Annotated in this window: 13 protein-coding genes and 3 pseudogenes; 3 read left to right on the forward strand and 13 right to left on the reverse strand. The window is 53.0% G+C overall.

What is annotated here, in order from left to right:
• Nucleotides 1–165, reverse strand: a 165-nt coding sequence (locus BHE85_RS03170; protein WP_047664789.1) for an IS1 family transposase, incomplete at its 3' end; no start/stop codon positions are given.
• 121 nt (nucleotides 166–286) lie between these two features.
• Here BHE85_RS03170 and yrhD point away from each other — a divergent pair.
• Nucleotides 287–442 carry a protein YrhD gene (gene yrhD, locus BHE85_RS03175; protein WP_001307436.1) on the forward strand — a complete coding sequence of 52 codons (156 nt, stop codon included), beginning with the start codon at nucleotides 287–289 and terminating at the stop codon, nucleotides 440–442.
• 199 nt (nucleotides 443–641) lie between these two features.
• Nucleotides 642–926, forward strand: a pseudogene (locus BHE85_RS03180) (YrhB family protein).
• Nucleotides 927–962: 36 nt separating this feature from the next.
• Here BHE85_RS03180 and ggt read toward each other — a convergent pair.
• Nucleotides 963–2,696, reverse strand: coding sequence for a gamma-glutamyltransferase (gene ggt, locus BHE85_RS03185; protein WP_000595119.1), 1,734 nt, complete (start codon nucleotides 2,694–2,696; stop codon nucleotides 963–965).
• A 119-nt stretch (nucleotides 2,697–2,815) separates the two neighbouring features.
• On the opposite strand from ggt, the gene BHE85_RS03190 reads away from it, so the two are divergent.
• Nucleotides 2,816–3,256, forward strand: a complete 441-nt coding sequence (locus tag BHE85_RS03190; protein WP_000825996.1) for a DUF2756 family protein — start codon at nucleotides 2,816–2,818, stop codon at nucleotides 3,254–3,256.
• Here BHE85_RS03190 and ugpQ read toward each other — a convergent pair.
• The 11 genes and pseudogenes from ugpQ to BHE85_RS03245 form a co-directional block, all read right to left on the reverse strand.
• Nucleotides 3,243–3,986, reverse strand: coding sequence for a glycerophosphodiester phosphodiesterase (ugpQ, locus tag BHE85_RS03195; RefSeq protein WP_000073615.1), 744 nt, complete (start codon nucleotides 3,984–3,986; stop codon nucleotides 3,243–3,245). The two genes, BHE85_RS03190 and ugpQ, sit on opposite strands and share 14 nt — an antisense overlap.
• Nucleotides 3,983–5,053 carry a sn-glycerol 3-phosphate ABC transporter ATP binding protein UgpC gene (ugpC, locus tag BHE85_RS03200; protein ID WP_000907794.1) on the reverse strand — a complete coding sequence of 357 codons (1,071 nt, stop codon included), beginning with the start codon at nucleotides 5,051–5,053 and terminating at the stop codon, nucleotides 3,983–3,985. Before ugpC ends, ugpQ begins: the two co-directional genes overlap by 4 nt.
• Nucleotide 5,054: 1 nt before the next feature.
• Nucleotides 5,055–5,900 carry a sn-glycerol-3-phosphate ABC transporter permease UgpE gene (gene ugpE, locus BHE85_RS03205; RefSeq protein WP_000572169.1) on the reverse strand — a complete coding sequence of 282 codons (846 nt, stop codon included), beginning with the start codon at nucleotides 5,898–5,900 and terminating at the stop codon, nucleotides 5,055–5,057.
• A pseudogene (locus BHE85_RS03210) lies at nucleotides 5,897–6,100 on the reverse strand (glycerol-3-phosphate transporter permease); the annotation flags it as partial. The pseudogene BHE85_RS03210 and the gene ugpE, both read right to left, overlap by 4 nt.
• A gap of 1 nt (nucleotide 6,101) precedes the next feature.
• Nucleotides 6,102–6,701, reverse strand: a pseudogene (locus BHE85_RS03215) (extracellular solute-binding protein); the annotation flags it as partial.
• Nucleotides 6,702–7,097: 396 nt separating this feature from the next.
• Complete coding sequence (livF, locus tag BHE85_RS03220; RefSeq protein WP_000416883.1) at nucleotides 7,098–7,811, reverse strand: high-affinity branched-chain amino acid ABC transporter ATP-binding protein LivF; 714 nt, start codon at nucleotides 7,809–7,811, stop codon at nucleotides 7,098–7,100.
• Between the two features lies 1 nt (nucleotide 7,812).
• Complete coding sequence (gene livG, locus BHE85_RS03225) at nucleotides 7,813–8,580, reverse strand: high-affinity branched-chain amino acid ABC transporter ATP-binding protein LivG (RefSeq protein WP_000082101.1); 768 nt, start codon at nucleotides 8,578–8,580, stop codon at nucleotides 7,813–7,815.
• A complete protein-coding gene (livM, locus tag BHE85_RS03230) occupies nucleotides 8,577–9,854 on the reverse strand; it encodes a branched chain amino acid ABC transporter permease LivM (protein ID WP_000803797.1) in 1,278 nt (425 codons plus the stop codon). Before livM ends, livG begins: the two co-directional genes overlap by 4 nt.
• Nucleotides 9,851–10,777, reverse strand: a complete 927-nt coding sequence (gene livH, locus BHE85_RS03235) for a high-affinity branched-chain amino acid ABC transporter permease LivH (RefSeq protein ID WP_001295111.1) — start codon at nucleotides 10,775–10,777, stop codon at nucleotides 9,851–9,853. Before livH ends, livM begins: the two co-directional genes overlap by 4 nt.
• A 47-nt stretch (nucleotides 10,778–10,824) precedes the next feature.
• Nucleotides 10,825–11,934 carry a high-affinity branched-chain amino acid ABC transporter substrate-binding protein LivK gene (gene livK / locus BHE85_RS03240; RefSeq protein WP_000827696.1) on the reverse strand — a complete coding sequence of 370 codons (1,110 nt, stop codon included), beginning with the start codon at nucleotides 11,932–11,934 and terminating at the stop codon, nucleotides 10,825–10,827.
• Nucleotides 11,935–12,168: 234 nt separating this feature from the next.
• The coding region (locus BHE85_RS03245; RefSeq protein WP_001437028.1) for an IS1 family transposase at nucleotides 12,169–12,315 on the reverse strand (147 nt) is incomplete at its 5' end.

Below are 12,315 nucleotides of genomic sequence, written 5' to 3' on the forward strand. Positions count from 1 at the left end.
TTTCTGGTGCGTACCGGGCTGAGAGGCGGTGTAAGTGAACTGTAGTTGCCATGTTTTACGGCAATGAGAGCAGAGATAGCGCTGATGTCCGGCAGTGCTTTTGCCGTTACGCACCACGCCTTCAGTAGCGGAGCAGGAAGGACATCTGATGGAAATGGAAGCCACGCAAGCACCTTAAAATCACCATCATACACTAAATCAGTAAGTTGGCAGCATTACCAACCATGCCATCTTTTTAGAGATTACCAGCAGAAAATTCCTTGTTCGAAATTTAGCAGTGCAAGCTATGGAAAAACTTACAACGGAACTACACTCCTTAAGTGAGATGGACCGAAGACATGTAGTCTCTATTTTAGCCGAAATAGCTAATGGCTATGATGATTTTAATGACATGTTGATTTATTTAGAATTTTACCCGAATCATAAGATTCTGATATCTTAAATAAGAAAATCCCGTTCGACGTTCTGAAAAAGAAATCATAAAATATTAGCAGATACTTATTTCGTGACTATATCTTATCCGATGAACTTTTTTCAAAACCAGCATTTAATAATATCTTTGACGAAGATGAACGCGTCTTTGCTCAATGTATCACACAGGAATAATAATATAACACTCAACAATAATATTTATTATAATTATGATTACTTATCACGACGCATTCGCGAAAGCGAACCATTACCTTGATGATGCAGATCTCCCGGTCGTCATTACTCTACATGGACGCTTTAGCTAGGGCTGGTATTTCTGTTTCGAAGCACGAGAATTTCTCGAAACTGGAGATGAGGCCGCGCGCTTAGCTGGTAACGCACCTTTTATTATTGATAAAGACAGTGGTGAAATTCATTCTCTGGGAACGGCAAAGCCGCTGGAAGAATATCTACAGGATTACGAAATAAAAAAGGCTACCTTCGGCTTGCCCTGACAAATAGCCCTCTTCCCACGAAGAGGGCCGCTAACCTTAGTACCCCGCCGTTAAATCATCCACCGAGCGCGGGTCGGATGCGCCGTACAACTCACCGTCCGGCCCAACCATAATGCTTTGTGTACTGCCCATCGCCTCTTTCAGCGCCACTTTCTGACCTTTTGCTTCCAGCAGCTTGAGCGTATCCGGGCTAAACCCTTTTTCGACACGCAGCTCGTCCGGCAACCACTGATGGTGGAAACGCGGCGCATTGGTCGCTTCGGCGACGTTCATGCCATAATCGATGCTATTCACCACCATTTGCAGCACTGTAGTGATGATCCGGCTCCCGCCAGGGCTACCGGTGACCAGCCAGGTTTTACCGTCTTTCACCACAATCGTTGGTGACATTGACGACAGCGGACGTTTATTCGGCCCGACGGCGTTGGCATCACCGCCCACCAGCCCGTAAACGTTCGGTACGCCCGGTTTAGCGGAGAAATCATCCATCTGATTATTAAGCAGAATACCGCTCTCGCCCGCGACAATGCCCGTACCGAAGGTGGTGTTCAGCGTATAGGTCACCGCCACCGCGTTACCATCTTTATCCACCACTGAGTAATGGGTAGTTTGATTACTCTCATAAGGCGCAAGCTTGCCGGGGCGAATTTCGCTGGATGGCTGCGCTTTATTGATATCAATTTGATCGGCAATAGATTTGGCATAGGCTTTATTGGTCAGCGCCTGCCACGGTACTTTGACAAAATCCGGGTCGCCAAGATATTCCGAGCGGTCGGCGTAGGCGTATTTCTCCGCTTCTGCCATGATTTGCATCGCATCGGCGCTGCCAAAGCCGTATTTCTTCATATCGAAGTTTTCCAGAATATTGAGGATTTGTACGATATGGATCCCGCCGGAGGATGGCGGTGGCATGGAGTAAACCTGATACCCGCGATAATCGCCACTTATCGGTGTGCGTTCGACCGCTTTATACGCCGCTAAATCTTCTTTAGTGATCAAGCCACCGTTTTTCTGCATCTCCTGGGCAATCTGTTCCGCTATCGTGCCTTTATAGAATTCGTCCGGGCCGTTTTCGGCAATCATCTCCAGGCTCTTTGCCAGGTTCGCCTGCACCAGCTTGTCGCCCTTTTTCAGCGGTTCGCCCTCTTTCCAGAAGATAGCTTTGCTGTTTTCGTGATTCGGCAACACTTCACTACCGTAGGTTTTGAGATCGTCTGCCAAAGCATCGTTAACGATAAAACCATCGCGTGCCAGTTTGAACGCGGGCTGCACCACTTTGTTCAACGGCATAGTGCCGTACTTATCCAACGCCAGCGAGAAACCAGCGACCGTACCGGGCGTGCCGGAAGCCAGATGCGAAGTGAGTGATTTTTTGCTGTCCGGGTTGCCCTGGTCATCAAGGAACATATCGCGGGTCGCTTTAGCGGGTGCCATCTCGCGGAAATCGATAGCGGTGGTATTGCCATTTTTCGAGCGGATCAGCATAAAACCACCACCGCCCAGATTCCCTGCCTGCGGATGCGTTACCGCCAGCGCGTAGCCCACCGCCACGGCGGCATCAACGGCATTCCCGCCCTCCTTTAGAATATCTACCCCCACTTGGGTGGCAGTGGCATCGACAGACGCCACCATCCCCTGTTTCGCGCGTACCGGATGGAAGATATCTTCCTCCACGCCGTAAGAAACAGGAGGCGCGGCGACGGCGCTAAAACAACTTCCTGAGAGCAGAGCAGCAATGGCTACCCGGCGTAAAAACGTCGGTTTTATCATCGTTATTCTCCAGAGATTAAGGGGCAACCCCAGCTAAGCCTGGTATATAACTCTGAATTAATCATCGTTTTGTCGGGAAGCGAGTAAACTTAAAGGATATCTTCAGAGGAGGATACGCGATGAAACGACTTCTGATTCTTACGGCACTCCTGCCGTTTGTCGGCTTTGCACAGCCCATTAATACTCTGAACAACCCTAACCAGCCGGGGTATCAGATACCCAGCCAGCAGCGGATGCAAACCCAGATGCAAACTCAGCAAATCCAGCAAAAAGGGATGCTGAATCAGCAACTGAAAACGCAAACTCAGTTGCAACAGCAGCATTTAGAAAACCAGATAAACAATAATTCTCAGCGGGTGTTGCAGTCACAGCCGGGGGAGCGAAATCCCGCCCGGCAGCAAATGCTGCCCAACACCAACGGCGGGATGTTAAACAGCAACCGTAATCCGGATAGTTCGTTGAATCAGCAGCATATGCTGCCGGAGAGGAGAAACGGCGACATGCTGAATCAGCCCAGCACGCCGCAGCCTGACATTCCGTTGAAAACTATTGGGCCGTAAAGTTCGGACCAATCACGTCAATCGCATCGGTACAGATGCAATCCACGCCCCAGCGCAGCAACTCTGCCGCGCGCTGGGGTTTATTGACGGTATAAACCAGAATCCGTAATCCGGCGTCTTTCAACTGCATCACTCGCGCTTTATCGAGTAACTTATGATTGAGATGAATAGAGACGCAGCCCAGCCGCGCGGTCAGTTCGCGCCAGTCGTCGCGCCACTCATCAAGCAATAAACCACGCGGCAGTTCCGGTGCCGCCAGCTGTGCAGCTTCTAAAGCATCAATCTCAAACGATGACAGCAGCGGCGGCGTCATACCGGCCCACAGTTGGCGTGCCGCCAGCGCCACCATTTTGCCCGTTAATGGTCCAGTGCCAGTGGTGGGTTTGATTTCGATATTCGCCATCATCCCATGTTCGCGACAGCGTTCCGCCACCTGCGAAAGCAACGGCAGCGGCTCACCTTTAAACGCTTTGCTGTACCAACTGCCCGCATCCACGCGCAGTAAATCCTGCCAGTTCAGTTCACCCACGACGCCCCAGCCGTTGCTGGTGCGTTCGAGATTGTCGTCATGGAGCAGGAAGATCTCGCCATCTTTCGATAACTTCGCGTCAAATTCGATCATCTTATGACCGTATTTTGCCCCGACGTCGATTGCCGCCAGGGTGTTTTCCGGGGCCAGCTTACCGCCGCCACGATGAGCGACGATGCGGGGATAAGGCCAGTTACTCATACTCGTTGTCCTGTTTCACCATCAAAAAGATGCAGCTGATTTTCCGCCAGATGCAGCCACAGCGTGCTGCCTGCCGTCGGGCGCTCCTGATGCGCCAGTCGCACCACCAGCTTCTGCTCGCCCCAGCGTCCGTGCGCCAGGTTATCTGCGCCGAGGATCTCCAGCGTGTCCATCACCAGCGGTACGCCGCCTTCTGCCTGCGAGCTTAGCACAATATGTTCCGGGCGAATGCCGAGAGTCATTTTACGCCCGGCATACTGACGGTAGCCACCGTTTAGCGGCAGCTCAATACCGCCGTCCAGTTCGAAATGCGTGCCTTCGTTATTCACGCGGCCTGTCAGCAGGTTCATCGCCGGACTGCCGATAAAACTCGCTACAAACAGGCTGGCGGGCTTTTCGTAGACTTCAACTGGTGTGCCAATCTGTTCGGCAACGCCGCCGTTCATCACCATTACTCGCTGGGCGAGCGTCATCGCTTCAACCTGATCGTGAGTAACGTAGAGTGAAGTCGTTTTCAGGCGACGGTGCAACTGTTGCAGTTCAAGACGCATCTGCACGCGCAGCTTGGCATCGAGGTTAGAGAGCGGCTCATCAAACAGGAACACCGCCGGATCGCGCACAATCGCGCGGCCCATCGCTACACGCTGACGCTGACCGCCGGATAGCTCACGCGGGCGACGTTTGAGCAGACCGTCCAGCTCCAGAATGCGCGCCGCTTCTTTAACGCGCTCGGCAATTTGCTGCTTGCCCATGCCGCGAATTTTAAGCCCCCACGCCATGTTTTCTTCGACGCTCATATGCGGATAAAGCGCGTAGTTCTGGAACACCATCGCAATCCCGCGATCTTTCGGCTCCATTTCAGTCACGCGCTGGTCGTTGATCCAGATATCGCCTTCGGTCACCCGCTCCAGCCCGGCAACCATACGCAGCAGCGTCGATTTCCCGCAGCCAGACGGCCCGACCATCACGATAAATTCGCCATCAGCCACATCAAGGGTCAGCGGTTTAATGACCTGGGTTTTGCCATCCCAGCTTTTGGTTACTGCCTGTAATTTCAGTCCTGCCATCTTATTTCTCACTATCGACCAGGCCGCGCACGAAGGCACGCTGCATCACTAAAACAATCACTACTGGTGGGATCAGGGTTAACAACATCGCCGCCATCACTGAGTTCCATTCCGTGGTGCCTTCGCCAGTGGCGATCATCCCTTTGATCCCTGCCACGGTGGTGCCGAGATCCACGTCGGTAATAATCAACAACGGCCACAAATACTGGTTCCAGCCGTAAATAAAGGTGATCACAAACAGCGCCGCCAGATTAGTTTTGGAGAGCGGAAAAACGATGTCGCAAAAGAAGCGCATTGGCGATGCGCCGTCGATCCGCGCCGCTTCCACCAGTTCATCCGGCAGCGTCATAAAGAACTGGCGAAACAGAAACGTGGTGGTCGCCGAGGCCATCAGCGGCAGCGTTAAACCGGCGTAGCTGTCGAGCATCTTCAGGTTGGCGATGACTTCCACCGTCGGGAAGATACGTACTTCAACCGGCAGCATCAGGGTGATAAAAATCATCCAGAAGAAGAGGTTACGTAGCGGAAAACGAAACCAGACAATGGCAAATGCCGAGAGCATCGAGACGGTAATTTTGCCGAGCGTAATGCTGAACGCCATCACAAAGCTGTTAAGCAACATCCGCCAGAACGGCGCGCTATTCGTACCTACCCCGTTAACCCAGATGTTGTGGATATTTTCCAGCAGATGTGTGCCGGGGATGAGCGTCATCGGCGCGGCATAGACGGCCTGTTTATCCAGCGTCGCCGCGACAAACGCCACGTACAGCGGGAAGAGAATCACCGCGATCCCGAGGATCAGCATGGTATGGCTGAATATCGTCAGCCACGGACGGTTCTCAATCATTGGTAACGCACCTTGCTTTCAACATAGCGGAACTGCACCACCGTCAGCACGATGACGAGGAACATCAACACCACCGACTGTGCGGCAGACGAAGCCAGATCCAGTCCGGTAAAACCTTCGCGGTAGATCTTATAAATCAGCGTCGTGGTGGCCTGAACCGGCCCGCCGGACGTGGCGGCGTCGATCACCGGGAAGGTGTCGATTTTCCAGTTGGATCCAGCCCTGCCAGCCGCTGGCGTAGCCGCACTTCATGCCGGAGGCTTTCAGTTTCGCGGCATAGTCCGCCAGATCCTGCCAGGTTTTCGGCGGCTGTTCCGGGTCTAACCCCGCTTTCTTGAAGGCGTCTTTGTTGTAATAGAGAACGGGAGTCGAGCTGTTGAATGGCTGGGAGAGTAAGTGGCCCGTTTTGCTGTCGGAGTAGTAACCGGAAACCGTCGGCACAAACTGCGACTCATCGAATTGAATCCCCGCCTCTTTAAACACGTCATATACCGGTTTAATGGCTTTCGATGCCATCATGGTGGCGGTGCCAACTTCATAAACCTGCAAAATAGCCGGAGCGTTGCCGGTACGAAATGCGGCAATCCCCGCGCTTAAATTCTGTTCGTAGTTGCCTTTATAGGTCGGTACAATTTTGTAATCCGGATTTTCGGCGTTAAAACGTTGGGCCAGAGAATCCACCTCTTTACCCAGTTCCCCTTCCATAGAATGCCAGAACGGAATGGTCGTCACTGCCTGTGCATTCCCCATTAACGCCAGTCCGAGCGCCAGTGCTGAAGCTGTATAATGTAACGGTTTCATCGTTTATCTCTCTTGTTGTACCGAATGCGCGAATTCACGCGTTTTATGCTCGCGGGGTAACATGACATGCTCGAATTACAGAAAAATAACTTTTTTGTTACATTTGTAAGATAGTAAGGTGTCAGAAAGATGACAAGGCGGTGACGGCGTGGGTGAGGGAAAATGGGAGATGGGGCACGGATAAGCGGAAAAATAGAAGGTCTGAATCAAACTCTACAGATTACTCATCGTTTCATGCCGGATGCGGCGTAAACGCCTTATCCGGCCTACAAGATCGTGCAAATTCAATATATTGCAACTCACCCAGTAGGCCTGATAAGCGCAGCGCATCAGGCAATTTTACATTTGTCACCTGTCTCAAAGGAGTCTTTTGACTCCTTATCAATCAACGTGTTATTACCCGCCTAAATACGCACTTCTCACTGCTTCGTTCGCCAGCAGCGCATCGCCGGTATCGGAGAGCACCACATGGCCGTTTTCCAGCACGTAGCCGCGATCCGCCAGCTTTAGCGCCTGGTTGGCGTTCTGCTCGACGAGGAAGATAGTCATCCCCTGCTCGCGCAGCTGCTCGATGGTGTCGAAAATTTGCTGGATGATAATCGGCGCAAGACCGAGCGATGGCTCATCAAGTAGCAGCAAACGCGGGTTGCTCATCAGCGCGCGACCAATCGCCAGCATTTGTTGCTCACCGCCGGACATGGTGCCTGCCCGCTGAACACGGCGCTCATGCAGACGTGGAAACAGTTCATACACCCACTTTATGCGCTCCTGGAACTGGTCGCGTTCGGCAAAAAAGCCGCCCATCGCCAGGTTCTCTTCCACCGTCATCCGCGAGAAGACGCGACGCCCTTCCGGGACAATCGCTACCGCTTCGCGCATGATTTTCGCCGTCTGCCAGTCGGTAATGTCTTTATCATCAAACACAATTCGCCCGCTGGCGGCGCGCGGATCGCCGCATAACGTGCCGAGCAAGGTGGTTTTCCCCGCCCCGTTCGCGCCAATCAGCGTGACAATCTCGCCCTGATTGATATGCAGGCTCACCTCATGCAGTGCCTGGATTTTGCCGTAGTGGGCGCTGACTTTGTCAAAGGACAACATGACTTTTTCCATCTTATGCCTCACCTAAATAGGCACGGATCACGTCCGGGTTATTACGGATTTGCTCCGGCGTACCGTTTGCCAGTGGCGTCCCCTGATTGACCACGTAAATTCGGTCCGAAATTCCCATCACCAGCTTCATATCGTGTTCAATCAACAAGATAGTGGTGTTGTGATGATTGCGCAGTTCGGCAATCAGCTCATCCAGCTCTTTCGTCTCTTTCGGGTTAAGACCTGCCGCAGGTTCGTCGAGCATTAAAATCTCCGGCTGCGTCACCATGCAGCGGGCAATCTCAAGACGGCGCTGGTCACCATAGGCCAGGTTACTCGCCTGACGGTTGGCGTGTTCCAGCAAACCAATGCGCTCAAGCCAGGTCGCGGCGCGATCGAGCGCTTCGCTCTGGGCGCGACGGAAGGATGGCGTTTTCAACAGGCCAGAGAACAGCCCGGTTTTCAGTTGCTGATGCTGCGCCACCAGCAGGTTTTCAATCACCGTCATTTCACGGAACAGACGCACATGCTGGAAGGTACGCACCACGCCCATGCGGGCAATTTGCTGCCCCGGTAAACCTTCCAGATGCTGATCGCGCAGTAAAATGGTGCCTCCAGTGGGTTTGTAGAATCCGGTCAGGCAGTTAAAGACCGTGGTTTTTCCGGCACCGTTAGGACCGATTAACGAGACGATCTCCTGCGGGTACAGTTCAAGATTGACGTTGTTCACCGCCAGCAGGCCGCCGAAGCGCATCATCAGGCCGTTCACAGATAATAATGGCTGACTCATGCCTGCTCTCCTTTCGCTGCGCCGTTTTTCAGCTTCAGTTGCGGGCGCGTCATGGGCAGCAAGCCCTGCGGACGCCAGATCATCATCAGCACCATCAAACCACCGAGCATTAACATGCTGTATTCGTTGAAATCACGCATCAACTCGCGCGACACCACCAGCAAAATTGCCGCCAGAATCACCGCAAACTGCGATCCCATACCGCCGAGCACCACTATCGCCAGTACAAACGCCGATTCAGCAAAGGTGAAGGATTCCGGGCTGACAAAGCCCTGGCGCGCAGCAAACAGCGTTCCGGCAAAACCGGCAAACGCGGCACTGATGGTAAAAGCGGTCAGCTTGATACGACGCGGGCTTAAGCCCAGCGAACGGCAGGCGATCTCATCTTCACGCAACGCTTCCCACGCACGCCCCAGCGGCATCCGCAGCAGGCGGTTAATGACAAACAGGCTTAGCACCACCAGCAGCAACGCCACCAGATACAGGAAGATGACGCGATCGGAGGGATCGTATTTCAGGCCAAAGAAATTACTGAACGTGTCCCAACCGCCTTCACGGGCGGTACGGCTGAACTCAAGGCCGAAGAAAGTCGGTTTCGGGATCTGACTGATTCCGTTCGGGCCGCCGGTAATTTCGGTGTTATTGAGCAGCAATATGCGCACAATTTCGCCGAAGCCGAGGGTAACGATCGCCAGATAATCACCGCGCAGACGCAGCACCGGAAAGCCGAGCAGGAAGCCCGCCGCCGCTGCCATTAACCCGGCAATCGGCAGACAAGTCCAGAAGCCCAAGCCGTAATAGTGATTGAGCAGCGCAAAGGTGTAAGCGCCGATGGCGTAAAAACCGCCGTACCCCAGCACCAGCAGACCAGAAAGACCAACAACCACATTCAGCCCGAGACCGAGGATAATGTAGATCATGGTCAGAGTGGCGATATCCACCGTCCCACGTGACACCATAAACGGCCACGCCACCGCAAGCACCAACAGCGCCACGAGGAACAGTTTCTGCTTCACCGTGGAGCCATCAATCGCGGGCAGAATAAACTTCGGTCCGGAAACGCTTTTTAGCCCTTTCTGGAAAGCCGGTCGCAAAAGCTGGAAGAAAAAGACCACCGCCGTGCCGATAAACACCCACTGCCAACGGATGTCTGAAGCCGTGTCGACCACCAGTTTGGTGCCATCCAGCTCCAGTTGCACGCCCATAAAGACGCCCGCCAGGACAAAAAACATCGCGGCAGAGAGCAGCGCCATTGCAATATGCATCGGTTTCATACTTTCTCTACCTCCGGGCGACCCAGAATACCGGTCGGCATCACCAGCAGCACCAGAATCAGCAGGGCAAATGAAACCACATCCTTATATTCCGTACTCAGATAGGCAGAAGAGAGCGCCTCCGCAATCCCCAGGATCAGCCCACCAATCATCGCCCCTGGAATGCTGCCAATCCCACCGAGCACCGCAGCGGTAAAGGCTTTCATCCCGGCCATAAAGCCGATATAGGGGTTAATGACGCCGTAGAACTGACCGAGCAGTACGCCAGCCACTGCCGCCATCGCCGCGCCAATAACAAAGGTCAAAGCAATCACCCGGTCGGTGTTGATGCCAAGCAGGCTCGCCATTTTCAGATCTTCCGCGCAGGCACGGCAGGCGCGCCCCATACGGGAATAACGAATGAAAATCGTCAGCGCCAGCATGGCGAGGAAAGTAACAATCCAGATCACTGCCTGCATGGTGGTAATAGAGGCAGAGAAGTTTTCGCTATGCCCCACCACCCACTGACCGTTAAACAGACTGGGCAGCGCCACGTCACGCGAACCTTCAGTCAGGCTAACGTAGTTTTGCAGGAAGATGGACATGCCGATTGCCGAGATGAGCGCAATCAGGCGCTTAGAGTTACGCACCGGGCGATAGGCTACCCGTTCGATACTCCAGCCGTAGGCGCTGGCAATGACGATTGCGCCGACGAATCCCGCCGCCACCAGCAGCCAGCCGGTATCAATGCCCATCATCATCAGCGCGGCGATGATCATAAATGAGACGTAGCTGCCAATCATATAAACCTCGCCGTGGGCGAAGTTGATCATGCCGATAATGCCGTAAACCATGGTGTAGCCGATGGCTATCAGCGCGTAGGTACTGCCCAGCGTGACGCCGTTAAACATCTGCTGCAAGAAATACAAAAACTGCTCAGACATAAGGTAACCTTTCTAAACCCGCCCGCATTTTACGGGCGGTGGGATGATCACTTGGCTGCCGTGGATGAACCGTCGGCGTGCCACTGGAAGACACCAAAATCAAATCCCTTAAGATCGCCTTTTTCATCCCAGTTCAGCGGCCCAATCACGGTGTTTGCACCGTTAGCTTTTAAATCTTTCACCAGCGCCAGCGGCTCATCGCTGCCAGTACGCTCAAGGGCAGTCGCCAGAGATTGCACCGCCGCGTAGGTGATCCAGACATAAGGCCCGGACGGATCTTTCTTGTCTGCTTTCAGCGCATCAACGATGCCCTGGTTTGCCGGATCCTGGTCATAGCGTTTTGGCATAGTGACCAACATGCCTTCGGCAGCATCACCGGCAATATTCGACAATGATGCGTTACCCACACCTTCCGGCCCCATAAACTGAGTTTTCAGGCCAACGGAACGGGCCTGGCGCAGCATCTGCCCCATTTCCGGGTAGTAACCGCCGTAGTAAACGAAGTCGATGTTTTCTTTTTTCAGGCGGGCGATCAGCGCGGAGAAATCTTTCTCCCCGGCGGTAATACCGTCGAAGAAGACGACGTTGGCGTTAGCCGCTTTCAGCCCGTCCTGCACCGAACGCGCCAGCCCTTCGCCATACTGTTGTTTGTCGTGAATGATGGCGATGCGCTGGGGCTTCACCGTCTCAAGAATGTATTTTGCCGCCGTTGGCCCCTGGGAAGAGTCCAGCCCGGCAGTACGCATAATGTGTTGATAACCGCGTTGGGTCAGCTCCGGGTTGGTCGCTCCCGGTGAGATCATCAGAATACCTTCGTCTTCGTAGATATCTGATGCAGGTTGGGTAGAAGAAGAACACAGATGACCAATAACGTATTTAATGCCGTCATTAACGATTTTGTTGGCGACCGCAACGGCTTGTTTCGGGTCGCAGGCGTCGTCATATTCCACGCCAACCAGCTTGTCGCCCTTAATTCCCCCTTTGGCATTAATGTCTTTAATCGCCTGACGCGCGCCGTTAAATTCCATATCGCCCCACTGGGCAATCGGGCCGGACATCGCGCCGACAACGGCGACTTTAATATCGTCAGCCATAGCGGTGTGTGAAATTGCCAGTGCAATCATCCCTGCGATGATAGTTTTCGCATTCCGTTTCATAGTCAAAAATCCCCATTCGTGATGTTGTGTTGCTTTGTTTTTATGTGTTAACAAATCAGACTGTTCTTTTTTTATACTGCACTGTTTTTGCCTGTCTGATTAAGGGTTTAGCGCAGTATTTTGTGATAATAGTGATTAAAATCCCTATCTTTCAGTCGATTAAGAACAGATAATATTCTGAATTTATTGATAGATAAACAGAAAAAAGTGCCTTTGTCAGGTAATGACTCCAACTTACTGATAGTGTTTTATGTTCAGATAATGCCCGATGACCTTGTCATGCAGCTCCACCGATTTTGAGAACGACAGTGACTTCCGTCCCAGCCTTGCCAGATGTTGTCTCAGATTCAGATTATGTCGCTCAATGCGCTGAGTGTAACG

This window comes from Shigella sp. FC1567, from assembly GCF_001743015.1.
Taxonomy (GTDB): Bacteria; Pseudomonadota; Gammaproteobacteria; order Enterobacterales; family Enterobacteriaceae; genus Escherichia; species Escherichia coli.